The 26,049-nt window shown below is 72.0% G+C and carries 17 protein-coding genes; 5 read left to right on the top strand and 12 right to left on the bottom strand.

Translation table 11 applies throughout. From position 1 onward, the window contains the following. The first annotated feature begins 25 nt into the window (after positions 1-25). The 3 genes from glp to FOF48_RS23780 all read left to right on the top strand — a co-directional run bounded on the left by glp (position 26) and on the right by FOF48_RS23780 (position 2,908). Positions 26-1,255 (top strand): gephyrin-like molybdotransferase Glp, encoded by a 1,230-nt coding sequence (glp, locus tag FOF48_RS23790; protein WP_143905055.1) that lies wholly within the window; start codon positions 26-28, stop codon positions 1,253-1,255. A gap of 122 nt (positions 1,256-1,377) precedes the next feature. Next, a complete protein-coding gene (ribA, locus tag FOF48_RS23785; RefSeq protein ID WP_143905054.1) occupies positions 1,378-2,052 on the top strand; it encodes a GTP cyclohydrolase II in 675 nt (224 codons plus the stop codon). Between the two features lie 34 nt (positions 2,053-2,086). Beyond that, on the top strand, positions 2,087-2,908 hold the full coding sequence (locus FOF48_RS23780; protein ID WP_143905053.1) for an MBL fold metallo-hydrolase: 822 nt from the start codon (positions 2,087-2,089) through the stop codon (positions 2,906-2,908). Positions 2,909-2,914: 6 nt separating this feature from the next. On the opposite strand, the gene lipB is transcribed toward FOF48_RS23780, so the two are convergent. The 11 genes from lipB to FOF48_RS23730 form a co-directional block, all read right to left on the bottom strand. Beyond that, the gene (gene lipB, locus FOF48_RS23775) at positions 2,915-4,000 is read right to left on the bottom strand and encodes a lipoyl(octanoyl) transferase LipB (RefSeq protein WP_143905052.1); all 1,086 of its coding nucleotides are present in this window, start codon (positions 3,998-4,000) and stop codon (positions 2,915-2,917) included. Next, positions 3,997-5,652: a ClpX C4-type zinc finger protein gene (locus tag FOF48_RS23770; protein WP_143905051.1), complete on the bottom strand. Its 1,656-nt coding sequence runs from the start codon at positions 5,650-5,652 to the stop codon at positions 3,997-3,999. Before FOF48_RS23770 ends, lipB begins: the two co-directional genes overlap by 4 nt. Positions 5,653-5,748: 96 nt before the next feature. Then, positions 5,749-7,011, bottom strand: coding sequence for a dihydrolipoamide acetyltransferase family protein (locus FOF48_RS23765; protein ID WP_143905050.1), 1,263 nt, complete (start codon positions 7,009-7,011; stop codon positions 5,749-5,751). 43 nt (positions 7,012-7,054) lie between these two features. After that, positions 7,055-7,984, bottom strand: a complete 930-nt coding sequence (gene lipA / locus FOF48_RS23760; protein ID WP_143905049.1) for a lipoyl synthase — start codon at positions 7,982-7,984, stop codon at positions 7,055-7,057. A 287-nt stretch (positions 7,985-8,271) separates the two neighbouring features. Next, the gene (locus FOF48_RS23755) at positions 8,272-9,621 is read right to left on the bottom strand and encodes an OmpA family protein (protein WP_143905048.1); all 1,350 of its coding nucleotides are present in this window, start codon (positions 9,619-9,621) and stop codon (positions 8,272-8,274) included. 211 nt (positions 9,622-9,832) lie between these two features. Beyond that, a complete protein-coding gene (locus tag FOF48_RS23750; protein ID WP_161665919.1) occupies positions 9,833-10,957 on the bottom strand; it encodes a SpoIID/LytB domain-containing protein in 1,125 nt (374 codons plus the stop codon). A gap of 11 nt (positions 10,958-10,968) precedes the next feature. Next, positions 10,969-13,275: a penicillin-binding protein 1C gene (gene pbpC, locus FOF48_RS23745; protein ID WP_143905046.1), complete on the bottom strand. Its 2,307-nt coding sequence runs from the start codon at positions 13,273-13,275 to the stop codon at positions 10,969-10,971. Further along, a complete protein-coding gene (locus FOF48_RS23740) occupies positions 13,272-19,169 on the bottom strand; it encodes an Ig-like domain-containing alpha-2-macroglobulin family protein (RefSeq protein ID WP_186002048.1) in 5,898 nt (1,965 codons plus the stop codon). Before FOF48_RS23740 ends, pbpC begins: the two co-directional genes overlap by 4 nt. A 419-nt stretch (positions 19,170-19,588) precedes the next feature. Continuing rightward, positions 19,589-19,735, bottom strand: a complete 147-nt coding sequence (locus tag FOF48_RS36570; RefSeq protein WP_186002047.1) for a hypothetical protein — start codon at positions 19,733-19,735, stop codon at positions 19,589-19,591. A 22-nt stretch (positions 19,736-19,757) separates the two neighbouring features. Next, positions 19,758-21,233, bottom strand: coding sequence for a hypothetical protein (locus FOF48_RS23735; protein WP_143905044.1), 1,476 nt, complete (start codon positions 21,231-21,233; stop codon positions 19,758-19,760). A gap of 91 nt (positions 21,234-21,324) precedes the next feature. Next, positions 21,325-22,281 carry an SDR family oxidoreductase gene (locus FOF48_RS23730; RefSeq protein WP_143905043.1) on the bottom strand — a complete coding sequence of 319 codons (957 nt, stop codon included), beginning with the start codon at positions 22,279-22,281 and terminating at the stop codon, positions 21,325-21,327. A gap of 118 nt (positions 22,282-22,399) precedes the next feature. Here FOF48_RS23730 and FOF48_RS23725 point away from each other — a divergent pair, with 118 nt between their 5' ends. Next, complete coding sequence (locus tag FOF48_RS23725; RefSeq protein WP_143905042.1) at positions 22,400-23,407, top strand: YafY family protein; 1,008 nt, start codon at positions 22,400-22,402, stop codon at positions 23,405-23,407. Here FOF48_RS23725 and lpdA read toward each other — a convergent pair. Then, positions 23,404-24,801, bottom strand: coding sequence for a dihydrolipoyl dehydrogenase (lpdA, locus tag FOF48_RS23720; protein WP_143905041.1), 1,398 nt, complete (start codon positions 24,799-24,801; stop codon positions 23,404-23,406). The genes FOF48_RS23725 and lpdA overlap by 4 nt on opposite strands. An 80-nt stretch (positions 24,802-24,881) precedes the next feature. Between lpdA and FOF48_RS23715 the strand changes: the two genes are divergently transcribed. Further along, positions 24,882-26,000, top strand: a complete 1,119-nt coding sequence (locus tag FOF48_RS23715; protein WP_255442582.1) for a hypothetical protein — start codon at positions 24,882-24,884, stop codon at positions 25,998-26,000. The last annotated feature ends 49 nt before the right edge of the window (positions 26,001-26,049 follow it).

Raw genomic sequence — 26,049 nt, 5'->3', positions numbered from 1 at the left:
CCCCTGGCGCCGCTATAAACCCGGCATGAGCGACACCCCCGCATTGCTGCCGGTGGAGGAGGCCCGCGCGCGGATCCTCGGGCTGTGCGCGCCGCTGCCCACCGAGTGGGTGCCCACGGATGACGCCCTGGGCCGGGCCCTGGCCGAGGACCTCCGCGCCCGCCGCACCCTGCCTCCCTGGGACAACTCCGCGATGGACGGCTACGCGGTGAGCACCCGGGACCTCCAGGGCCCCATGCCCGTGCGCCTCGCCGTCGGGGAGACGGTGTTCGCCGGCAAGCGCCCCACCCGGGAGGTCGTCCCCGGCACCTGCGCGCGGATCATGACCGGCGCCCCCCTGCCCCAGGGCGCGGACGCGGTGGTGATGCGCGAGCGCACCCGCCCCGTCCCGGGCGCGCCGGACGCCGTGGAGATCCTGGAGGCCGTGGGGCCGGGGAACTTCATCCGCGCCCGGGGCGAGGACGCGCGGGAGGGGGACGTGCTGCTGCGTCGCGGCACCCCGCTGGGCATCCCGGAGCTGGGCCTGCTCTGGGCGCAGGGCCTGGGCACGGTGCCGGTGCCCAGGCGGCCCCGCGTGGCGGTGCTGTCCACCGGCGACGAGCTGTGCCGGGTGGACGAGCCCCCCGGGGACGGCATCGTGGACACCAACGCCCCCACCCTGGCCCTGGCGGTGCGGCGCGCGGGCGGGGTGCCCACGCTGCTGGGCATCGCCCGGGACACGCGGGAGGCCGTCCTGGAGGCCCTGTCCCACGTGGACGGCTTCGACGTGGTCCTCACCAGCGCCGGCGTCTCCGTGGGGGACCACGACTTCGTGAAGGACGCCCTGGAGGCCCTGGGCGTGGCGCAGCGGTTCTGGCGCGTGGCCCTCAAGCCCGGCAAGCCGCTCGTCCTGGGCCAGCGCGGCGCCACCCTCTTCCTGGGGCTGCCCGGCAACCCCACCTCGTCACTGGTGACCTTCGAACTCTTCGTCCGCCCTGCCCTGCGCCGGCTCCTGGGCCTGGAGGACGTGGAGCCCCCCCGCGTCTCCGGACGCCTGGAGGGCGCCCTGTCCAAGGCGCCAGGGCTCGCCCACTTCGTCCGGGTCACGGCCACCTGGCGGGCGGGCGAGTTGTGGGCCAAGCCGCTGGGGACTCAAACCTCGGGGGCCCTGCGTTCAGCGACGGCGGCGACCCACCTGCTTCACTTCCCTCGGGAGAGCAACAGCCTGACTGATGGTTCCCATGTCGAGCTGCTCCCCCTCTCCTGGCTCGCCTGAGCAACGAAGTCCACGAAAGCCGCATCCAAGGGGGCGGGTTTCAACACACCCATACGGGTGTCACCTTGACTTGCATCCAGGGGGGCGAGAAGAAACAGCCTTCCACTGGGAGACGACCTACCATGTCCGACACTCGCTCACCCCAGGTCCTGCCGACCCGCAAGCCCTCCCAGCACCTGGAGCGGTATTCGGAAGCGGACGTGCCCACGGCCCGAGGGGTGCTGAAGACCATCGTCTTCCGCGACAAGCGCAACGGGCGCGAGCACGTGGCGTTGGTGGTGGGCGAGCCGGCGGGGATGGAAGGGGTGCCGGTGCGCATCCACTCCGAGTGCCTCACGAGCGAGGTTTTCGGCAGCCTCAAGTGCGACTGCCGCGAGCAGCTGGACCGCGCGCTGGACTTCGTGACCCAGAGCGGCCTGGGCGTGGTGCTCTACCTGCGCCAGGAGGGCCGGGGCATCGGCCTGGGCAACAAGATCAAGGCGTACGCCCTCCAGGCCAAGGGCCTGGACACCTACGAGGCCAACCGGCAGCTGGGCTTCGCGGACGACTTGCGCTCGTATGACATCGCGGCGGAGATGTTGCGCGCCCTGGACGTGCGTTCGGTGGATCTGATCACCAACAACCCGCTGAAGATCGCGGGGCTGGTGGAGGAAGGCGTGGCGGTCCGTCGCCGAATCCCTTCCCGGACCGAGCACAATCCGCATAACGTCGACTATTTGAGGACGAAGCGCGAGCGTACGGGGCACCTGATTGAGCTCTTCGCGGAGGACGACGACACGGAAGCCAAGGCCGGCTAAGCGCCCGGCCCGGCGGAGCTCCCCGCGCTTCGAGGTGCGGTTCTGGGGGGTGCGCGGTTCCATCCCCTCGCCCGGCCCCCAGACGAAGCGCTACGGCGGCAACACGCCGTGCGTGGAGGTCCGCTGCGGAGACGAGCTGCTGATCTTCGACCTGGGCTCCGGAGCACGCGGCCTGGGAGATGCGCTGGCGGCGACGCGCAAGCCCGTCAAGGCGTCCATCTTCATCTCGCACTACCACTACGACCACCTGCAGGGCCTGCCGTTCTTCGCGCCGATGTTCTCTCCGGCGAACGACGTGACGCTGTACGGCTCCCCGCGCGATGGCCGGTCGTTGAAGGAGATCCTCGCCGGGCAGATGGTGCCCCCCTACTTCCCGGTGACGGCGGAGGACGTGTTCCGCACGCGCCTGGTGTACCGGGACGTCGTCGTGGGCCAGGACATCCCGGTGGGCGGGGCCACGGTGCGCACGCTGGAGCTGAACCACCCCGGCGGCAACGTGGGGTACCGGGTGGACTTCGGCGGGCGCTCGCTGGTCTACGCGACGGACGTGGAGCACGGCACCGCGCTGGACCAGGCCCTGTTCGACTTCGCGCGGGGCGCGGACGCGCTCATCTACGACTCCATGTACACGGAGGATGAGTACCGCGGCCGCAAGGGGCCGGCCCGCACGGGCTGGGGCCACTCCACGTGGGAGGCGGCGGTGCGCGCGGCGGATGCCAGCGACGTGAAGCAGCTGGTGCTCTTCCACCATGATCCAGGCCGCGACGACGTGGGCATGGACAAGCTGGTCCGCGAGGTGCGCAAGCACCGTCCGGAGGCCATCGCCGCGAAGGAGGCGATGGTCCTCAAGCTGTAACGGAGCTCAGGGCCCGTGCGCCTTGAGCGCGCGGGCCACCGTCTCCCGCAGGCCCCGGAAGGGCAGCCGCTCCAGCGCCGTGGGCACGTCCACCCACTCGAAGGCGTCGTGCTCCGGCCCCAGGCGGACCTGCGCGTCCGGCGCGGCGTGCACCGCGAAGCCGTGCTCCTCCACCAACTTGGGTGGCAGCACGTCCCCCAGCGCGAACGCGTGGCGGTACTCCAGGTCCCGCACGGGGAGGTCCAGGCCCGTCTCCTCGGAGAGCTCGCGGCGCGCGGCTGAGGCGGGCAACTCGCCCGGCTCCAGGCGCCCCGTCACCGTCTGCCAGAACCCGCCGCGCTCCGGGGTCCGGTGCAGCAGCAGCACCCGGGCGTCCGGCCCATGCCCCCGCACCACGGCGACGCTCACGGTGCGCACGTCCACCGCGCCGTCCACGCGCTGGGCGTCGAAGACCTGGGTGAACTCGCGGGCGAGCGCCTCCTCCACCTCCGGGACGGAGACGGCGTGGCCCAGCTCGCGCTGCATGGACGTCACCCCCGCCTCGCGGATGCCGCACGGGACGATGAGCTGGAAGTGCGCCAGGTTCGTGTTCACGTTGAGCGCGAAGCCGTGCGTCGTGAGCCAGCGCGACAGGTGCACGCCAATGGCGCCAATCTTCCGCGCGTCCGGAGCGCCCTCCTGTCCCAGCCACACGCCCGGCCACTTGGGGATGGGCCCGGCAGTGAGGCCGAACGCCGCGAGCGTCTGGATGAGGCCCCGCTCCACGTCGCGCACGTAGCGGCGCACGTCCCGACGCTCCGGCGGCAACAGGAGGATGGGGTAGCCCACCACCTGCCCCGGGCCGTGGTAGGTGACGTCGCCGCCGCGGTTGGTGTCGAACACCTCCACGCCCTGCTCCGCGAGGTGCGCGTCGGTGGCGGTGATGTTCTCGCGCTTCGCGGCGCGGCCCAGCGTGAGGACCGGGGGATGCTCCAGGAGCAGGAGCGCGTCCCCGATGCGCTCCTGGAGGCGGGCCTCGCCAAACAGGTGCATCAGCTTCAGCCCGTCCTCGTACTCCACGCGGCCCAGCCGGAAGATGGTCAGCGTACTCATGGTGTTCCCTTCCGGCCCCCTCGGTGGAGGGGGGACGGCGCGGCGGGCGTCTGCGCGGACTCCAGGCTCCAGGTCCCCGCATGAACGCGGGCCAGCAGCGCGCGCAGCTCGTGTCCGGCGCGCGGCGAGCGGACCGCTTCGGCCGCGAACGCGCCCAGGACCTCCTCCGACAGCGACACCGCCGGCTGGCGCAGGGACAGGGAGCGCCGGGCCACCTCCACCAGCTCCGGCACCGTCGGCCGGCGCACGGGCAGCAGCACCTGCACGTGCTCCAGGAGCGTCACCGGTACCAGGCCCTGGACCGCTTCGATCATGCCGGCGGTGGTGGGCACCGGCAGGCTGCCCAGCTCGCCTCGAACCCAGAGCCCCATCGACGACACCGCGCCGCGCGCGCTCATCACCACGGCACGCCCCGAGGGGTTCGCGACGAAGGCAGCCAGCACGGCCTGGGCTCCGGGCTCCAGGCGATCCACGTCCTCCACCAACAGCGGTCCAGCGCCCGGGGTGGTGTCCAGCGACTCCACGGACGCGAGCACGCCCTGGCCTCGCCGCTGGAGGGCCTGGAAGAAGATGCTCTTGCCGCAGCCTTCCGGCCCCACGACGAGCAGGCACCGGGCGCCCGCCTGGAGCGTGCGCTCCAGCAGCGACCGCACGTCGTCGTGCCCGACCATCTCCACGCCCGCTCCGCGCGGCTCGTCCCTCACGGGTTCGCGCACGGGGAGCGGGGGGATGACGTCGCCAAGGAGTCCCTGGGACTCGCGGAGGCAGCCCTTGCAGATGAAGGCGCCCGCGGGGCCCGCGACCAGGTCGCCCACCTCCCCTCGGGGACGGCAGCAGAACGAGCACCACGCATCGAGCGCGGGATCCGCCCGGGTGGGCCCCCGCTCGATGAGGCGCTTCTCCCGGCGCCGTGCTCGGCCGGCTTCGCGGGGCACGGGCGACACGTCCTCCTCCGGTGGACGCAGCAGCCCACCTGGGACGACCGCCATCCCGTCCGGGGAACGCGGCAGGCCGCTGGACGGAAGGTCCTCGTCGTCCTCGGGAGGGAGGAGCAGCCCGCCGGGGACGACGACGTCCGCGTCTCCCTGCTCAGGGTGTGGGCTCCCCATGCCGGCGGCGTGGGTGGCGGAGCCGTCCAGGACGGACTCCACGCTCGCGGGAGGATGGGATGGAGGCACGGCGTCTGGAGGCCCGGCGAGTCCCCCCGGCCCTCCTGGCTGGGGGGAAGACTCCGGCTCGGACACGCTTCCGATGGCCGCGATCCTCCCGGCCAGGCGCGGCAGTCCAGGCTCGGGCACGAGCGGCGTGCCTCCGGTCGCGGCGGGCTCGCTGTCGTCCAGGACGTGCGCCACGGCGTCGGCCTTGTCGTTGAACGCGGTGGACACCGCGTCGCTCCAGGTCATCGACGACAGCGAGTGGAACGCCTGCGCGTCCTTCCCTCCCGCCATGGCCGCGGCGAAGGCCGGGCTCACGTCAGGGGCGCGGGCCTTCAGCTGGCGCGCCTGCCGCAGCAGCTGCGAGGCGCGCGAGGTGTGCCCGGACTTCTGGTAGAGCGCGGCGGCCTGCTCCAGACACTCCGCCGCTCGCGCACGGTCTCCCTGGAGCTCGGCGGTCTGCGCGGCGCGGATCAACTCACGGGGATTGTCGGCCATCGCGGGTGCCCGCCTCAGCGTTCTGATCCGGAAGTCCCCCGCGTCCCGGCCGCCCCCCGGAGCCGGGGCGGTCGGGCAGCCCCGCGACGCGCGTCCTCACGCCATCGCGAGGAACAGCAGGTCCGGCGCCTCCAGGTACTTGATGATCTCGTAGACGAAGCTCGCCGCGACGTCGCCATCGATGACGCGGTGGTCGCACGAGAGCGACAGGTTCATCATGTCCCGGATGACCACCTGATCGTTCTTCACCGCCGGGCGCTTCTTCAGCTTGTGAACGCCCAGGATGCCCACCTCGGGGTGGTTGAGGATGGGCGTGGCGAAGAGGCCACCGCTCTGCCCCAGCGAGGTGATGGTGAAGGTGCCGCCCGTCAGCTCCTCCATCTTCAGCTTGCGGTCGCGCGCCGCGACGCTCAGGCGGGTGATCTCCTTCGCCAGCTCGCCCAGCGTGAGCTGATCCGCGTTGCGCACCACCGCCACCGTGAGGCCGTCCGGCGTGGCCACCGCGATGCCGATGTTGTACTCGCCGCGGACCACCAGCTCCTGCGCCGCCTCGTCGAAGTTCGCGTTCAGGTGCGGGAACTTCTTCATCGCCGCGATGGTCGCCTTCACGATGAACGGCAGGTACGTCAGCTTCGTGCCGTCCCCCGCCGCCGCCAGCTGACTGTTGAGCCGCGTGCGCAGCGCGACCAGGTCCGTGGCGTCCACCTCCTCCACGAACGCGAAGTGCGGCATCGTGAACTTCGAGCGCACCATCTTCTCGGCGATCTTCTTGCGCAGCCCGCGCAGCGCGATGCGCTCGTCGCCCTTCCCCGCCGCCAACGGCGCCGCCGGACGCGCGGCCTGCGGCGCGGGCGCCGACACCTCGTTCTTCTTCGCCGCGCCACCGCCCTCCAGCGCCGCCACCACGTCCGCCTTCGTCACCCGCCCCTGAGGCCCCGAGCCGGAGATCTCCGCCAGGTCCAGGCCATGCTCGCGCGCCATGCGGCGCGTGACGGGCGTGGCCAGCACCTTGGTGGCCGACGCCGGCGCGGCAGGAGCCGCCGGCGCGGGGCTCGCCGCGGGCGTGCTCTGCGCCGCAGGAGCGCCGTGCGCGGGCGCTTCCGCCGCGGGCGCGCTGCCCTCCAGCTCCAGCGTCACCAGCAGCTGGTGCACCTTCGCCATGTCGCCCTCGCGGCCGTGCGTCTTCACGACGCGGCCGGCGTGGGGGGTGGGCACGGTGACCGTGGCCTTGTCCGTCATCACCTCGGCGAGCACCTGGTCTTCCTTCACCAGGTCGCCCGCCTTGACGTGCCACTTGACGAGCTCGCCCTCCGCCACGCCTTCGCCGAGGTCTGGGAGCTTGAATTCGAAAGTCGCCATGAGGGGGAGTGTCTCTCTCGGGTTGGGGAAGGGGTGCGTCCGGTCAGCCCAGGCGCTCGACGCGCTCGCGCTCCATCAGGCCCTTCATGAAGAACTCGGCGGCACGGTAGCTGGAGCGCACCAGCGGCCCGGAGGCCACGTAGAGGAATCCGAAGGACTCCGCCAGCGCCTTGTACGCTTCGAACTGCGCGGGCGTCACGAAGCGCTCCACGCGCAGGTGATACTGCGACGGCTGCAGGTACTGGCCCAGCGTGAGCACGTCCACGCCCACGTCGCGCAAATCCTGGAACGTGCGCTCCAGCTCCGCGTCCGTCTCGCCCAGGCCCACCATGACGGACGTCTTGGTGTAGAGCCGCTCGGGGCGGTGCTTCAGGTACTCCAGCACGCGCAGGGACTGGCGGTAGGTGGCGCGGCGGTCGCGCACCGTCGGCGTCAGGCGCTCCACCGTCTCCACGTTGTGCGCCACCACGTGCGGCTTCGCCTCCGCCACCGTGGCCAGGTCCGCTTCCTTCCCCTTGAAGTCCGGGATGAGCACCTCCACGAGCGTGCGCGGGCTCTCCTTGCGCAGCTCCCGGATGGCGGACGCGAAGTGGCTGGCGCCCCCGTCCGGACGGTCGTCGCGGTTCACCGACGTGACGACGATGTACTCGAGGTTCATCTCCTTCACCGCCTGCGCCAGATGGATGGGCTCCATCGGATCCAGCGGCGGCGGCGCCCCGACCTTCACGTGGCAGAAGCGGCACGCGCGCGTGCACACCTCGCCCATCAGCATCACCGTCGCGGTGCCGCCCCCCCAGCACTCGGCGATGTTCGGGCAGCGGGCCTCTTCACACACCGTGGCCAGGCCCACGCGCTTCACGATGGCCTTCACCCGCTCATAGCCATCGCCATGCGGCAGGCGCACCTTCAACCACTCGGGCTTTCGGGTGCTTTCAGAGACCTGTGGGAGAGGAAACCGGTCGGGAGTCGCCATGGGTCGCGGGCCTTCTAGAGGGTGGGTGAAAGCAGGGTCAAGCGTGAAGCCCTGACGCGAGGCGTTAGCGCGGGCTGGACCCGAGTACAACTTCCGGGAGGTGTAACGCGGTGGACAGGGCGCGGCCATGGAGGGCGGCGCGAACCCTTGCATCCAGGCGGGCTGCCTGCCCTCCGCTGGCTCCCTTCCCTCTGGCCATGGGCCCTTCGTGGGGGCCCCCATGAAACAGCTGCGCCCGGCCCTCACGGGGGAGGACCGGGCGCAGCCGGGACCGCGTGTCCGGGGAACTACTGACCGAGCACCTGCACTTCGATGCGGCGGTTCTGCACGCGGCCCTCGGGCGTGTCGTTGGAGGCGACGGGGTTCGCGGAGCCCTCGCCGCTGACGTCGATGCGGTCCTGGGTCACGCCGTCGCGCACCAGCGCCTGGCGCACGCTCTCCGCGCGGGTCTGCGACAGCTGACGGTTGGCGTCCGCGTTGCCGGTGGAGTCCGTGAAGCCCGTGATGCGCACGCGCGAGTCGGCCTTCTGCTTCATCAGGTCGCCCAGCTCGCCCACCATCTGCTGGCTCTTCGCGGTGAGCTGCGACGAGCCCTGCTTGAACTCCACGCCATCCAGCACGAAGCCCTGCTGCGCGTTCGGACCGTTGAAGGCGTCACGCAGGCTGTTGGCGTCGTTCACGCGCACCTTCTCCGGACCCGAACCGCCCGTGCCGGAGCCGCCCGTCTGGGGCGGGGTCGGCTCCGTGGCCTGCGGCGGCGTCGCGGGCTGCGTCGCGGGCGCGGGCTGCGGCGGCGTGGGACGGGCGGGCTGCGGCGGAGCCTGCGCGATGCGGTTGTCCACGCGCGGTGGCTGCGTGTTCTGGCTCACCTGCGGGACGCGGGCGGGCTCGTGCCGGCGCCCTCGCAGGGCCCCCCACGCGAGCGCGACCAGTGCGAGCAGGGCCAACGGGACAGCCCAGCCCGCGATGCTCTTCTTGCGCTCCGGCTGCCGGGGGACGGGCGGACGGGTCACGGTCTCGCGCACGGGCACCGTCTCGCGGACCTGGGTCACGGTCTCGCGGTGGGGTTCGATGACCTCCGCCACCGCGTGGCGCGCACCGCCGAAGCCGAGGATGCCACCCAGGCCGGCCGGCAGCGCGGCGGCGATGTTGTTGCGCTGGCTGCCGAGCAGCTGCATCAGCCCGGACGCGCCCATGCGCTGGTCGCGCACCTGCTTGCCCAGGACGCCCATCAGCATCGGCGCGGCCAGGGACAGCAGCCGCATCGACGAGCCGGAGTTGCGCATCCCGCCGAAGCGCGTGAGGCCCTCGGTGATGGGGCCCAGCTTGTTGCCGAACAGCCCGCTCAGCATCCCCTTCCCGCGCTCCTCTTCGTCGAGCAACCCCTCGCCGACGGCGCCCGTGTGCGGGGGCGCGTCAGGCCCGGTGAAGCCGCCGTCGTTGAGCTTCGACAAGAGCCGGTGGGCGCCTGCCTCGTTTCCGCCCTGGTCCGCGACGCCCGCGGCCACCGCGGCGATCGCGCCCGGCAGGGACTTGGTGGTCGCCTGCGGATCCTCTCCCAGCGAGCCGCTGATCTTCTGGAGCAACCCCTTCTGCATGAATTGTGAGCCGACTGCTTCGATCAGGTTGAACGCCATGTGATGCCTCCCCGGTTGGGTCCCGCACCGGGATGGCCGGTGCGCGAGGCCACGTCCCCGCCGGACCGCACGGGGCTGAGGGCTCTGTGCAATCGATACGGAGCACACCGGGTGCTGATAACCCCTCGCGGTGAGAGCGGGTGGGTGTCCCCCCGAAGGGCCGATACCCTCGCGGTCGACTGTGAAGCAGAGGGCATTTCAGCCCCCGCGTTCACTTGTCGTCGAGCTTCGACGGGAGGGCGCGTGGGAAGTAGTGCGCGAGCAACTGCTCCGCGGTCCAACCCTGCCGTGCGAGCAGGGCCGCGCCGGCCTGACAGAGCCCGACGCCGTGACCATGCCCCTGCCCTTCGAGGAGCGCCTGCTCTCCCCCGAGCGTCAGGGAGAACCGCGCGCTGCGGATCCGATCCCACCCGGCACGGGCGCCGAGCGCGCGGAAGAAGGCGTCGCCGCGCGCATCGCGTCCCGAGGCACGATCCACGACGCGCACGACCGCGCCGCTGGAGTCCCGGTCCAGCAACAGGTCCGCCGCGAGCGCGGGCCCGCCAAGCGCATCCGACGCGGCGGCCGTCACCAGCGCGCGGGGCACGACGGCCCGCCACGGCGACGGAGGACAGCGGTCGGGCACCGCGGCGGCGCCGGTGCGGTCCGGAGCGCCGAACACGGCCACGGGGTCGGCCGTGTGGCCGCCGCAGCTCGCGTGGAAGGGCGCGAGCGCGATGGAGCCGTCCGCCAGGCGCAGGACGACGCCTTCGGTGGAGCGCGCGGCGTCGCGGGCGCGGCCCAGGTGACGCGCGAAGCCTTCGCCGCGCAGGACCTGGCAGTGGGTGAGATCACAGGCGCGCGCCTCATCGTGGCGCCTCCCCGAGGCGAGCGCGTAGCTGCGGGCGGTGATGGCCTGGGCCCGGAGCGCTTCAAATGGGGTGTCGACCTCGGTCTCGCTGGCGGTGACGGCGGCGACGTACGTCTCCAGCGCGAAGGTGGCCACGACGACCAGCGCTCCGGCCCGCGCCGACAGGACCAGCGCCGCCTCGTAGCGCCGGTCCAGGCCCCTCCCCCGGACCCGCCAGCGGCCGGAGTCCAGGCGCAAGGGCGAAGGCCCAGCGCGGCCATCGACGAGCAGCGTGTCGCCGGACGCCACGACCTCCAGCGAGCGGGGGCCGTCCAACCGCAGCCGCGACGGCTGGTGCTTGGAGAGCAGCCGCACCTCCACGGCCGCGTCGGCGGCGGCCTTCGCCACACGGGTGGGCCTCCCGGCCCGGGGCTCCACGCTCGGACCCACCGTGCGATGCCCGCCGGGAGCGGTGCCCACGCCCAGCACGGCGAGGAGCACGGCCATCCCCACGGCGTTCATCGAACGCGGTACCGCGTCACCGCCAGGGGCGCTGAACCGCCGGGCGCCCACAGCTCCAGCCGGCGCTCGCCCGCCACCGCCGGCAACCGCGTCACGAACGGGGGACGCAGCTCGATCCGGCGGCCCTCCTCCGTGCGCAGCTCCAGCAGCTTCGCTCCCGCGGGCGCCATCACCCGCACGGGCACCGCCTGCGCATCCTCGGGCAGCTCCGGCTCCACCAGGAACTCGTCCCCATCCGCGGGCAGGATGAAGCCGGGCCGCGCGCCAGGGGGGCCCTCGCCGCTCACCGACGCCGAGTCCAACCCTTCCGCTTGCGCCCACGCGAGGTAGGCCGGTCCCACGTCCAGCGCGCCGTCGCTCCGGTGCATGGTGCACTCGTGGTCCGGCGCCGTGCCCGGCAGGTAGACCTCCTTCATCGCGCCCGGACAGTTCGGGCCCGCGCGCTCGCCGGACAAGGGGCAGATCTCCGCGGACTCGAAGTGGCTCCGGTCCACCAGCGGCGCGGCCCGCACGCCCTTCATCGCCAGCGACATCACCCGCGCGAACACCGGCCCCGCGCCCGTGATGCCGGACACTCCCCGCATCGGCGTGCCGTCGAAGTTGCCCACCCACACGGCCACCGTGCGCTCCCGGGTGAACCCCGCCGCCCAGTTGTCCACGTGCGCGCGGCTCGTCCCCGTCTTCGCCGCCACGCGGAACGGCAGGCGCAACGCATTGTCCAGACCGAACGCCGGGGCCCGCGCCGCCTCGTCCGCCAGCACGTCCGTGAGCAGCTCCACCGGCCGCGCCGCCAGGAACCGGTGCTCCACCAGCTCCTCTGGAACCGTCAGCGCCTTGCCATCCGGGCCGTACGCCGCGCGCACCTCCTTCAGCGGCCCCACCACCCCACCCCGCGCCAGTCCCCGGTAGGCCCGCGCGAGCTCCCTCAGCGTCACGTCCCCGTTGCCCAGCACGATGCCGACGCCGTAGTGCGACGCGCTCTCCGTGAGGCTCTGGAAGCCCGCCTCGCGCAGCACGCGCAGCACCTGATCCGGCCCCAGCGCGTCCGCCACCCGCACCGCCGGGATGTTGTAGCTGGACGCGAGCGCCGCCCGCAGGCGGACCGGCCCGTGCACGCGACGGTCGTAGTTCTTCGGGACGTACGCGCCGCCCGGCGTGGCCAGGTGCACCTCCACGTCCGCGAGCACGCTCGAGGGCGTGAACCCCCTGCTCAGCGCCAGCCCGTACGCGAACGGCTTCAGCGCCGACCCCGGCTGCCGCAGCGACCGCACGCCGTCGTTCTGGCCGCCCTTCTCCTCGTCCAGGAAGTCCGACGAGCCCACGTACGCGAGCACCTCGCCCGTCGCGTTGTCCAGGACGATGGCCGCCGCCTCTCCGACCCGCCGGTGCGCCAGCCCCCGCAGCTCCTCCCGGATGGCCTTCTCCACCAAGACCTGGAGCGAGGGTTCGATGGTCGTCTCGATGCGCGACGCGTGGTCCAGCCCCAGCTCCGGCAACCGCTGGAGCAGCGCCGTCGTCAGGTGGGGCACCTCGAACACGCGCTCGGGCGGCGCCAGGTCCAACGGCGTCTCCTCCGCCAGCCGCGCCTCCGCCGGGGACAGGAAGCCCTCGGCCACCATGCGCGAGAGCACGTCGCGCATCCCGGCCATCGCCATCTCGGGCCGACGGTAGGGATCCCTCCGCGCCGGGGACCGCGCCATCCCCGCGAGGAGCGCCGCCTGTCCCGCCGACAGCCGCTCCGCCGGCCGCCCGAAGTAGCGCTGCGCCGCCGCCTCCACGCCGAACGTGGAGTTCCCCAGCGGCACGCGGTCCAGGTACTCCAGCAGCACCTGCTCCTTGGGCAGGTGCGCCGTCAGCCGCATCGCCCACAGCGCCTCTCCCGCCTTGCCCCACCACGTGCGCTCGCGCGGCACCAGCCTGCGCGCCAGCTGCTGCGGAATCGTGGACGCACCGGACACGATGCGCCCCGCTGACACGTTGTCGCGCAGCGCCCGCGCCACCGCCACCGCGTCGACGCCCGGATGCCACCCGAAGCGCTGATCCTCCGCGGCGATGAAGGCCATCCGGACCTTCGGGGGAATGCGGCCCCCCGGAAGGCCCACGCTGCGTCCGTCCTCGCGGGAGAGCACCTCGCGCAGGGCGTGGCCCGTGCGGTCGGTGAGCACCAGCGAGGACAGCGCCTCGCGGGACAGCAACGTCGCGGGCAGGGGCATCGCGATGAAGCCCGCGCACCCCAACCCGACGAGCGCCGCGACCACCGCCGCGGCGCGCACCGTCCCACGAAGCGTGAAGCGCCTGCTCACTTCGAAGCGACCTCGTCCGGCATCAGCACCGGGAAGCGGCCACCCTCGGAGCGTCCGAAGACCTCGGGCGCGTACATCTCCTCCGCGTGCGCCGGCTTGAGCACGAAGTCACCCGGCGTCGTGGCCCGGGCGACGAAGCTCGTCACGTGCACGCCCGGCGGCAGCTCGTCCGCGAAGAACACCACCCGGTCATCCCGCATCTCCGTGTGGTTGAACGGCGACCAGAAGCGCGTGGCCCAGAAGTTGTTGCCCTCGTCCGTCTCCGACAGGTCCTCCTGGCTCTCGTAGTCGTAGCCCTCGCCGGGGCCCTCCTCCTCGCCAGAGCCCGCCGGCCCGGGCAACCTCGCCGTGCTGGCCAGCGAGGTGTCCACCGGCTCCAGGCCCGCGGGCAGCGGGACGTCCACCGCCACGAAGTTGCGCCGCATCGGCGTCGCCACGCGCACGCGCACGCGCACCAGCTCGCCCGCGCGCGCGGCCTTCGCCTGCCCACCGCCGTTGTACGGCTCGAACCAGCGCTGGACGACGATGCCCCGGTCCATCGGATCCACCGGCATCTGGGCCGGCGCGTAGCGCAGGAGCGCCCCGTAGTAGAGGTTGCCCGTGCCATTCACGCCGAAGGTCAGCGGCATCGCCTTGTCCGCCGGGCCCAGCTTCTCCACCGGCACCTGCACCGTCTTCACGCCCATATCGCGGCCCTTGAAGTCGGCGGAGGCAATCACCTGGCCGCCCAGCTTCACCACCGCTTCGTACGACGGCACGTCCTTCTCCTTGCGGCGCACCACCTCCGACAGCGCCATCAGCGTGAAGGCCGCCTCCTGCGTGTTGCGGAAGCGCCCGTCACCCTCGCGCGAGGACGCCAGGTAGCGGCCCATCTTCGAAACGTAGGGGTGGTCCGGCTGCACGTCCACCAGCGTCTGGAGCACCAGCGCCGTGGTGCGCGTGTCCGACGACCAGAGCGGCGCGTACGTCTTCGCGTCCGTCTCCTGGAAGTGCACCCCCGCCGCGGACTCCTGCGCCTTGTTCAGCAGCTCCTGGAGCAGCTTCTGGCCCTGCGCGCGGTTGCCCTTCCCCACGAAGATGGCGTCCGTCAGCATCGCCTGCGCGAAGAGCGGCAGCTTCTGCCGCTGCTCGAACAGCTCGTTGTAGTACGACGGCCGGGGCGACCCCATGCGCGCCAGCGTGTAGAGCGCGAACGCGCGCGTCTCCAGGCCCGGCGCGGTGCAGCCCCAGGCGCACTGCGTGCACACGCCCGCGGCCACCTTGTCCGCCAGGTACTTCTTCGCGCGCTCGAGCACGCCCGCGTCCACCGGGTAGCCCACCTCGTTCGCCCGCGCGAGCGCCAGCGTCGCGTACGCGGAGGCATACGGCGACGAGCACTCGCTGGAGGCCCAGAAGCGGAAGCCGCCATCGTGGCTCTGGAGCGCTTCGATCTTGCGCACCGTCGCCGTCACCACCGTGTCCGGATCCAACGTGCCCTGCGTCTTCAGCGCGTCATCGCTGAGGAAGCCACGGACGAACTCCTTCTTCTGCTCCTCCGAACCGCCGGTCCACGCCACGCCGAACTTCCCGGACAGCTCGCGCAGCGCGACGAACGGCACCAGCCTCGACGACATCTGCTCCAGGCACCCGTAGGGGTAGTCCACCAGCTGGTTCATCGACTCCTCGAACCCGCCCATCACCGTGGAGGACATCGTCACCGTGAGGCCGCCCATGCCGGGGCGCACGCCGCCCGGCGGCTTGAGCCCCTCCACGCGCTCGCTCGTGGTGTCGCCGTAGGTCGCCACCGCCTCCATGCCCACCGGGAGCTGCACGGGGATCTTCTGCTCCACCCCGTCCGTCTCCCCGCCCCCCGCCACCGAGAAGCGCAGCACCGCGGTGCCCGGCTGCTCGGCCACGAAGGTGAAGCGCACCTCGCGGGCCTTGCCATCCAACTGCACCGTCTTCTCCGAGGGCCCCTCCACCCGCACGCCCGTGAGCTGCGCGGTGACCTTCGCCTCCTTGATGGCCGGGTTCGTGGTGTGGATGACCACGCCCGCCTCCGCCTTGTCGCCCACGCGCACCAGCCGGGGCAGCGCCGGCAGCACCAGCAGGGGCTTCGCCACCTGCACCTTGCTCTCGCCCACGCCGAAGCGGTCCGCCTCCGTCACCGCCACCGCCATGATGCGGAAGGTGGTCAGGTTGTCGGGCAGCGTGAACTCCACCTTCGCCATGCCCTGCGCGTCCGTCTCCACCGTCTGGAACACCGCCGTCGTCTTGAAGTTGGACCGGATGCCGGAGCCCGCCGTGTCCCCACCACCGGAGCCGCCCGGCCGCGAGCCCTTCTCACCGTACAGCTTGCGCAGCACCAGGTGGATGAGCGGCTCGCCGATGCGCACCGACAGGCCGCGCTCCTGGAACAGCGCGTCCACCGGATCCGGCGCCTTGTAGCCCGTCAGGCGCAGCACGCCCTCGTCCACGGCCCAGAGCGTCACCTCCGACTTCGTGCCCTGCCCCGCCGAGTCCTTCACCGCGATGTCCACCGTCACCTTGTCGCGCGGCCGCTTCTCCTGCGCGTCCGGCGTCAGCGCCACCGACAGGCGCTTCGCCTTCTTCTCCACCTTCAGCTGGGTGTAGCCCACGCGCACCGCGGGGCGGCCCGGGTCGTCCCCGGACTCGATGCCCTTGGATGCCTCCACGCGGCCACGCACCAGCACCACGCCCACGTAGACGTTGGGGATGGCGCCTTCGCCCAGCGGGATGTCCAGCGCGGTGGCGCTGCCCTTCAGCTTCACGCGGCGCACGCTGAGGATGCCCTCGCGCTCCACGGTGACCAGCGCGTCCGCCTGCGGGTACGGGCTCTTCACCAGCACCTTGGCCGTGTCGCCCACGTCATACAGCTGCTTGTCCGCCACCAGGTCGATGCGGTCCGTGTCGTTGCGCTGCCACGACACCCAGCCGGTGCCGGTGACGTAGAGCGAGTCGCGCGTCGTCGCCTTGCGGCCCTTCGCGTCCGTGGCCACCGCCTCCATCACGTACAGGCCCGGCTCGCCCGGGGTGAACTTGCACTGCTGCGGCGTCGCGGCGCTCTTCACCGAGCACTTCGACACCTCCGTCTCCACCGGCTCCGTGACGGTGAACCACTGGCCGCCGTCGCCCTTCTTGCGGATGGACTTCCACTCGCGGCGCTTGATGTTCACGTCCACCGCGACGCCCGTCTGGCGCGCGCCCTCCGGCGAGACGGCGACCACCTCCAGCCCGACCTCCTTGCCGGCCTCCGCGAAGCCGGTGGAGAGCATGCGCAGGCCCGCGTACACGTCCGCGGGGTGCACGACGATGAGGTTGCGGTTGGCGACGCGCTGGCGGTTGACGTCCTCCACCTCCGCCTCCAGCGTGTACTCCCAGGTCTTGCCACCCGGCGCGTCCGCGGTGCCCAGCGCCAGCGCCAGCTGTCCCTGCGCGTCCGTGCGGCCATCGCCCGTGGCGAACGAGTCGCTGCTGTGCTCCGGCTGCTCGTCGTCCCACCACCAGGTGTTCACCCCGAAGGTGAAGGCCTCGTTGCCCGGGGGCGTGAAGAAGGAGCTCGCCCGCTGCACGTTCCAGCGCACCTGCGCGTCGCCCATGGCGCCGCCGAACAGGTAGCGCGCATCCACGCGCGCGGTGAGCGCATCGCCCGCCGCGACGTCCTTCTTCGGCACCGCCACGTCCACGCGGAACTGCGGCGCGCGGTACTCCTCCACGCGGAAGGTGCCGCCGTAGCTGAGCTGCTCACCGGCGACCTTCAGCTTCGCCGCCACGTCGTAGGAGCCCAGGGGCACGTCCTTGCCCAGCTTCAGGTCCGCGCGGAAGGTGCCGTACTTCGTGACCGTGACCTCCGTCTGGAAGACCTTCTCGCCGCGCGAGCTGGTCACCGTCACCTGCGCGCGCGAGCCCGCGGGCGGCGACTTGAGGACGCCCAGGCGGCGGTAGCGCGCCACGCCCTTGAGCATCACCTCGTCTCCGGGGCGGTAGATGCCCCGGTCCGCGAACACGAAGCCCAGGCTGTCCGGGACGCGGCCCTCCCACGCGCTCATCAGCGAGAACGCGCCGGGGGACATGCCGCCCTCCCACGTGGACAGCGTCACGCCGATGTCCCCGTCCTTCTGCGCGGACACCATCGCCCAGGGCGTGTCCCAGGCCGACTCGCTCTTGGGCTGCAGCAGCTCCGACAGGCCCGGCACCTTCGCGAGTCCGTTGGCGTCCGTCGTGCCCGTCCAGTGCTCCGCGCCTGCCTTGTCCCACAGGGTGAGCTGCGCGTCCGGCACCGGGGCGCCCGTCTGGAGTGACGTCACCCACACCACGCCGGAGGCGGCGCCCAGCTTCGCGTGCACCGCCAGGTCCGTCACCTGCCCGATGACGCGGTTCGGGTAGCGGCTCTTGAGCGACGGCGCCACCAGCCGCGCGAGGAACAGGCCCGTCTTCGACCCGTTGAAGGCCTGACGCAGGTCGAGCGGCGCGGTGCGCTCCACGTTGCGCGCGGCGCTCGTGTCCACCGTCGACCGGAAGCCCTCCGTGGACGGCCAGTTGTTCGTGTCGATGAGCTGCGCGAGCTGCGCGGGCGACAGCGACCACACCTCCGCCTGCACCTCCGGAACGTTGGTCACGACCAGCGGCACGGAGCCGTCACCCGAGGCCTCCACCAGCGCCTCGCGGGAGCCGGAGTCGAAGGACGGCGTCACGTCCGACAGCTTCGCCGGCCCCTCGAAGGCGGGCCCCATCTGGCCGAAGAGGTCCTTGTAGCCCGCGGCGACCTTGATCTTGTACGTGGTGCCGGGACGGTAGCGGCCGGGCAGCGCCACGTAGGGGTTCTTCAGCTCGGAGCCCGACCAGGGCATCTGCGTCTGCACGCGGTCCCAGTCGATCTCCGCCTTCGGCTCCAGCGTCACCTTGCCCTTGAGCGAGGCCACGTCCAGCTCGTTCGACGTGAAGAGGATGAGCGGGCCGTAGGTGCACGACTCGTCCCCCCACATGAACACGCACGCGCTCGCGGACTCCACCTTGAGCGGGCCGAAGGTGGCGTAGCCGTAGCGCACCGCCTCGCCCATGGGCAGCGGGCCTTCCACGCCCGTCAGCTCGCCGTCCACCACCAGGGAGAACTTCGTCCCCGGGGGCAGCTTCTGCGCCGGCTTCAGCTCGTACTTCACGCGCCGGTCCTGGGACCTGCGCTCCGGGCCGCTGCCCACCTGGACGTCCTTCACGTCCGCGAACGCCGTCTCCTTCACCAGCGTGAGCGGCACGGGCGCGCCGCTCGCGGGCTCCAGGCGCGCGCGCTGCGGCAGGTCCTTCACCTTCTGGTTGAACACCAGCGTGAACACCTGCTCCGGCTGCACCCAGCGGAAGTCCGCCTCCGGCTGCGCGGACTGGAGCGAGGGGCGCGGCGTCTCGAACTCGAAGGTGTAGGGCTGCGCCATGGCGGTGCCGTCCATGGCCTTGAGGCCCGCGGGCACCGTCACCGTGTACTTCGTCCCCAGCTTCGCGCCCGACTTCGGCACGAACTCGACGCTCGCGGAGCCCAGCCAGCGCCACTCGCCTTCGAGCGCGGGTTCAATCTTCGCTGGCGACGCCAGCCCGCGCTCCTCGGCCACGGTGCCCAGGGCGATCATCGGCTTGGTGAAGGTGATGGTCGGACGGACGTTGCCATACGCTCGTCCCTCGGGCCGCACGGCCGCGACGGACACCGGGCCCTGCTCCGCCGCGTCCCGTGGATCGATCTTGAGCGCGGGGGGCTCGGGGAGAGGCTCGACGGCGAGGCCAGGGCTCTTCGAGGACGGACCCGGCGCGGTGCCGGTTCCCGAGGTGCCGCCCTTCCCATCCTTGTCGCCGCATGAGCACGCGGCGGCGACGACAAGACAGAGGGCCAGCAGGGAATTTCTGCGCATGGTGGGGCTCACGGAGTTCCAGGGCGGGCACTCGTGACTGTCCCCCCCGAAAAATGACGCGAGCACCGTACCACGGGGCACCCCGCCCGGGCCCTCCCCCTGCGTCATCCGAACCGGTGCAAATCCTCGCCTCGGATTCCGAGCGGCTGAGAGCGCCGGTCCAGACCCGGCACGCCGGTGTAACGCGGCCGGACATCCAGCGCCGGAGGGCCGTCCGCGAGCGCGGAAGCAGGCGCGAAGGCCCTGGCGACGGAAACAACGAAACCTCCGAGCCATCTGCGAAAGGGGGACTTCGGACGGCGGTGGGATGTGGACATGGGAGCCTCCGTGCGTGACGGCGGAATCTCCCAATGTGGAAGGGGGACTGGCCCCCGGCCATCGCCCCGGTGAGCAGCCCCCCATCCGTCAGCGGACAGCGTCTATTTCCGCTGCTTCACGTGCTTCTCGATGAGGGCGTTCAGCTTCGCTGCGCAGGCCCCTTCGCGGAGGAGGTAGGCCACGGGCTTGCCCGGTTCGAAGAGGTGGGCCGCGGGCGTCGCGGAGATGTCGCGGAGTCCGCGGTGCATGGCCACGGCACCGCGAACACGCTCACCGGCCGTGAAGCAACGTGCCGCCCGCGATCCCCAGCAGGAACGAGACGACGACGAGCAGCAGCACCCAACGTCCAGGCACGCCAGTGGCGCGCGGCGACTGCGGGCCCACGGTGGCGCGGGTAGGCGCGGACTCGTCGGGCACGAGGATGCGGACCTGGATGGCCGCGGTGCGCAGCACTTCATCCACGTCCGTGAGGAACTTCTCGTACTCCTCTGGAGCGAGCTCCAACGGACTGCCGTGCTGGAACTCGTAGCGCTTCGCCACCGCCTCGTGGTTGCGCAACGACGCCTGGCCCTTGGCCACGTCCACCCAGCCGGCGACGAGCGCGGGCGCCGTCCCCTTGCGGTCCACCAATGAGATGGCCTGACGGGCCTGCTTTCCGCCCGCCGTGCTGGGACCCTCGGGTTCGTCCACGCGCAGGATGCGATGCGGGCTGCGGCCGTAGATCTTGTGCTGGAGCTCCGCCTTGAGGCGCTCCGCGAGCAGCGCGGAGTGGGTGGCGAACATCGTGCGCAGCTCGGGGGTTCCCTCGGCATGGTTCGCGGCCTGCGCGGACGGCAGAGGCGCGAAGATCAGCGCCTCTGGCCGCGCGGCCTTCGCGGGAGCCCGGCCCTCGGCGCCGCGCGCATCCGCGCCACGGCGCTCGGAAGAACTCCCGTCCAGCTCCGCGCCACGGCCCGCGCGGATGATCTCCGGCAAATCGAACTCCTCCTCGCGTGCGCTTGCGCGCCCGGGGCGGGCGATCTCCGGAAGCCCCTGCCCCTCTTCCCGCGAAGGGCCACGCGCGGAGTCCGAGCCCCGAACGGCTCGACCGCCGCCCGAAGGGCCCTGCCCCTCCTCGCGCGCACCACCGCGAGCGGGCCGCACGATCTCCGGCAGGTCCAACCCCTCCTCGCGAGCATCGCCACGCGACGGACGCATGCCCTCCGCGGGGTCCTGCCGCTCCGCGCGCGCACCGCCCCGCGAGGGACGCACGATCTCCGGAAGGTCCTGCCCCTCCTCGCGCGCACCGCCCCGCGAGGGACGCACGATCTCCGGCAGGTCCTGCCCCTCCTCGCGCGCACCACCCCGCGAGGGACGCGCACCCGCCGGTGCGTCCGAGTCCTCCTCACGCGCACCACCGCGCCCTCCCCGCGCACGAGGCGGAGGTGGCGGTGGAGGCGACAGGCCATCCACACGGGTCTCCAGGACAAGGTCGTCGTCGGGGACCGGAGGCGGCGACATCCGGTTCTCCACGCCCATGAGGTCGGCGGCGCGCAGGGCCGCGCCCGTGGTAGGCGCGACGCGGGTCTGGTTGCCCCACGACTTCCGGCCGGTGCCAGCAGGCGCGGGAACGGACGGGTCCCGTCGCGCGGGCGGCGCCTGGGTCCGCTCGGTGCGGACCTCTTCCGTCTCGTCATCGTCGAGCGGCGCGACACGGGTCTCGTCGATGCGATCCGGCTCGTCGTTCCTGCTGTGCCCCTTGGCCATGCACGACCTCTCGCGTCGGACCATAGCGCTTCGCTGGGCCCGCGGGGATGGGCCGCGACGAGGCTGCCCATCCCGGAGGAGGCGGTGCCCCTCAGTCCAGCGGCCAGTCCGGACACACCGTCTCGATGGCTCCCCCCAACCACGAGGCATAGGCCGCGTCGTCCGCGAGGGGGTACGGCTTCCCATAGGCCCTCTCGAAGTGCTCGGCCCAGTGCGGCTGGGAGCCATCCAGGTCCGTGAAGCCATATTCACGCGCCAGCGTCCACGACGCGAAGACGCGCCCCGCCCGCTGGTGTACGCGCGGATCCGCGGCGAGCGCCGCCACCGCGCGGCCCACGTACGACGGCGTCTCCGAGGCGATGAAGTCCGGCACCTGCTTCGCGGCGTCGCGCCAGTTCGCCTCCGTCACGCCGAACCCGTCCAACATCTCCTCCGAGCGCAGGAACCCCGGTGTCACCGCCAGCGCCGTGACGTTCGTGCGGCGCAGGTCCCTCGACATCGCGAAGGCCAACCGGATGACGGCCATCTTGGTCAGGTCGTACGCGACGCCGCCCCGGTACCCGAAGTGGTCCCCATCCGTCACCTCCACGATGAGGCCCCGGTCGCGCTCCAGCATCAACGGCACCGCGTGGCGGCTGGTGACGATATGCGTGACGATCGCGCGCTCGAACATGAGCCGCGCGTTCCGAGGCGACTGCTTCCAGAACGGAGCCCCCAGCTCGTGCAGCGACTCCCCGCCCCAGATGTCGTTGACGAGCACGTCCAGCTTCCCCGCCTCCGAGCGGATGCGCTGACAGAGCGCCTCCACCTCCGCCTCCACCAGGTGATCCACCCGCACCGCGATGCCCCGGCCGCCCAGCGCGGTGACCTGCTCCGCGGTCTCCTCGATCGTCTCCGGCCGGCCGACCCCGCTCGCGGGCTGGCCCCTCACGCTGCGCCCGGTGCAGTACACCGTGGCGCCCGCCGCCCCCAACATCGTCGCGATTCCCCGGCCCGCGCCCCGCGTCGCTCCCGCGACCAGGACCACCTGTCCCTCGAGTGGCTTCATGGCAGTGCTCCCCTTTCCAAGCACCCACTCTGCGCGCTCAATCCTGACAACCCCTGTCATGATTGCCGGCCCAGGCTGTTCCTCTCCCAGGTCACACCTGTCCATGGCCGGAGGGCCCATGCGCGCGGATCGCCTCGTCCATCTGTTGATGCGCCTTCAATCCCGGCCCCGCAGCACCGTGGGCGAGCTGGCGCGCGAGCTCCAGGTCTCCGGCCGCACCGTGCACCGCGACCTGGACGCGCTCTCCACCGCGGGCGTCCCCGTGTACGCCACGCGAGGCGCGGCCGGAGGCGTGGCGCTGATGGAGGGCTGGCGCACGCAGCTCACCGGCCTCACCCGCCCGGAGCTCCAGGCCCTGGCCACCGTGGGAGCCCCCGGAGCCTTGGAGGACCTGGGCCTGTCCACGCCGCTGCGCACCGGCCTGGTGAAGCTGGCGGCGGCGCTCCCCGCCCTCCAGCAACCCGCGCTGGAGCACGCGCGCCAGCGCCTCCACGTGGACGCCTCCGGCTGGTTCACGGGCCGCGAACCCCTGCCCCACCTGGGCAAGCTGCGCGACGCGGCCTGGCAGGACCGCCGCGTGTCGCTGAGCTACCGGGACTTCGACGGCGCGGGCTCCCGCCGGACGGTGGACCCCTATGGGCTCGTCATCAAGGCGGACCGCTGGTACCTGGTCGCGGGGACGGCCAAGGGCCCCCGCGTCTTCCGGGGCGCTCGCATCGGGAACGTGCGCCTCGTCGCGCAGGGCTTCACCCGCCCTCCGGGCTTCGACCTGCCCACGTTCTGGAAGGACTGGTGCGCGAGGTTCGCCGTCGAGCGGCCCCGCTACGACGTCACGCTCCGGTGCACGGAGGATGGGGCCGCGTCGCTGCGGAGGGTGCGTCCCGCGGCCGACGGCGAGCGCCTGACCCAGGCACCCGCGGCACGCGGTGGGACGCGGAAGATGACGCTGGACTTCGAGCGGGAGTCCATCGCGGTCTCCCAGCTGTGCGAAGTCGGAGCCGGCGTGGAGGTGCTGGCCCCGGCGTCGTTGCGGCAACGGCTGGCCGCGCTGGCGGCCTCACTCCAGGCGCTCTACGGCGGGCCCGGCCAGGACAGGCCGGGCCGCCGTGCGCGCCAGACCCGCTAGAAGTGCAGCGGGTGGCCCAGCGTGGCCTCGGCGCCCTCGTGCATGATCTCGGAGAGCGTCGGGTGCGCGTGGATGGTGTGGGCCAGCTCCTCGGTGGTGATCTCCAGCTTCATCGCGACGCAGGCCTCGGCCAGCAGCTCCGTGGCGTGCGGCCCGATGATGTGGATGCCCAGCACCTCGTCGTACTTGCGGTCGGAGACGATCTTGATCATGCCGATCGACTCGTTGGAGATGGCCGACTTGGTCACGGCGCCGAAGGGGGCGATGCCCACCTTCACGTCGTAGCCGCGCTCCTTGGCCTTCTTCTCCGTGAGGCCCACGGACGCCACCTCGGGGTAGCAGTACGTGGCCGACGGGGTCAGGTCGTAGTTGATGGGCGCGGGGTTCTTCCCGGCGATGTGCTCCACGACCATCACGCACTCGGCGCTGGCCATGTGCGCCAGCATCGGCGTGGGGATGACGTCGCCAATCGCGTAGACGTTGGGCTCCGTGGTGCGGCAGAGCGTGTCGACCTTGATGAAGCCGCGGTCGGTCTGGATGCTCGTCTTGTTGAGGCCCACGTCCTCGGTGACGGGCGAGCGGCCCACCGCCGACAGGAGGATCTCCGCCTCCAGCGTCTTCGTCTCGCTGCCCACCGTCATGGTGACGCGCACGCCGTCCGCCGTGTGCTCCACCTTCTCCACCTTGGCGCCGGTGTGCACGTCGATGCCGCGGCGGCGGAAGATCTTGTCCAGCTCCTTGGAGACGTCCGCGTCCTCGATGGGGAGCAGCGCGGGCATGTACTCCACGATGGCCGTCTTGCTGCCCACGTGGTTGAACACGGAGGCGAACTCGCAGCCCACCGCGCCCGCGCCCAGGACGATGATGCTCTTGGGGATGCGGTCGATGGTCAGGATGGAGTCACTGTTCATCACCCGCTTGTGGTCCACCTGCACGTTCGGCAGGGACTTGGGCACGGAGCCCGTGGCGATGATGATGTTCTTCGTCTCCAGCGTCTGCTTGGAGCCGTCCTCCGCCGTCACCTCCACCTTGCCCTTGGCGGCGATCCGACCATGGCCCTTCACGACCGTGATCTTGTTCTTCTTCATCAGGAAGTCGATGCCGTTGGCACCCTTGGTGACGACCTTGTCCTTGTGCTTCTGGGCGTTGGCCCAGTTCACGGTGGGGTTCGCCACGTCGATGCCGAAGTCGGACGACTCCTTGATGTGGTGGAAGAGCGACGCCGTCCACAGGAGCGACTTGGTGGGGATGCATCCGCGGTGCAGACAGGTGCCACCCAGGCGCTTGTCCTTCTCGATGATGGCCGTCTTCAGCCCGAGTTGGGCCGCGCGGATGGCGCCCACATAGCCACCAGGACCCGAGCCGATGATCACCACGTCGAAAGTCTCAGCCACGCACGCCTCCGTCATTTTTGCGGATGGAACTCGCGGGCGCTGATAACCCCCGGTCCCGGTTGGAATCAAGGAGTTTGCTCGTGCGCCGCTTCCCGCTCCACACGCTTCTGTTGATGCTAGTAGCGCTGCTTGCGTTCGCGCGCCTCTATTACGTGACCCACCGCGACACGCCCGCTCCGGCCCCCGGGCAGGCGCCCACCGCGAAGCCCGTGAAGATCACCCCGCCCGACCTGGGCCCCGCCGCGTGCCGGGGCCTGGACGCCGTCCTCGCGGACCTCCTCCAGCCCGACGCGGGCACCTCCTGGGATGCCGGGACCGCCTGGAGCGATGCGCGCCGGCAGCTCGGCGACTGCCCCACCCCTCCCGCCGCCGCCTGCGCGAGGGGCCCCGCCCTGGCCTCCCGCGCGCCCCTCGTCGCCCGGGACGCCCTGCCCCGCGACCTGCTCGCCACGCTGTGCGAACGCTGCGCGCCCCAGGACAACCCGTGCGGTCTGGCCGTGACGCACGCGTTGCAGGAGGCCGCGAAGCGGGGGAATCCGGACCTCCAGGAGGCACACTGGAGCCTGGAGCATGCGGGTACGGCCCTGGGCGCGGCCTGCCATGAGCTCGCGCGCTCGGCCGTGGGACCCGCGGCCATGACGGGGACCGACGTGGAGGCGCAGGTCCTGGCGCTGGCGGAGGAGCTTTCGCCCACGTGCGCGAGGACGGGGCAGTTGCCCGCGCCGCTCCTGAACGCGGCGGCGGTGCAGCAGGGCGCGCGGGCGCCCCGGCTCGCCCAGCTCCACACCGGGGGCGCGGTGGAGGCCGCGCCCATCAAGCCGGATCAGCTGGAGGGCCCGGAGGACACCCTCCGAGCGTTCGACCGGGACGAGCAGTCCGGGGTGAAGCTGTCGACCGCGCCGGGCGCGGAGGGGGCCCTGCGGCTGGGCTACACGCCAGCGCTGAAGTCCCTGGTGTCGTTCCGGGTGCGTGCCACGGGTCCGGGCTCGCTTCGCGCACGCATCCCCGCGCCCGACGGCGTGGGGCGGCAGGACAGCGGCGGCTTCTTCGTGGATCCCACCGTCTGCCGCTTCCACGGCACGGGCAGGTGGGAGATCTGCAAGCCCGCCGTTCCACTGCTCGACGTGGACGCAGTGAACGTCCATCCGGAGCGGCCGGGCGTGGAGCTGAAGGAGCTGGAGATCATCGGCGCCCGGTAGGACGGGCGCCATGACGCACGCGGCGCCGGAGGGACTCCGACGTCGCCCG

Origin of the sequence: Corallococcus sp. Z5C101001, assembly GCF_007352635.1 — a bacterium.
In the GTDB taxonomy this organism is placed as follows: Bacteria; Myxococcota; Myxococcia; order Myxococcales; family Myxococcaceae; genus Corallococcus; species Corallococcus silvisoli.
This window is presented reverse-complemented; position numbering and strand designations above follow the sequence as displayed.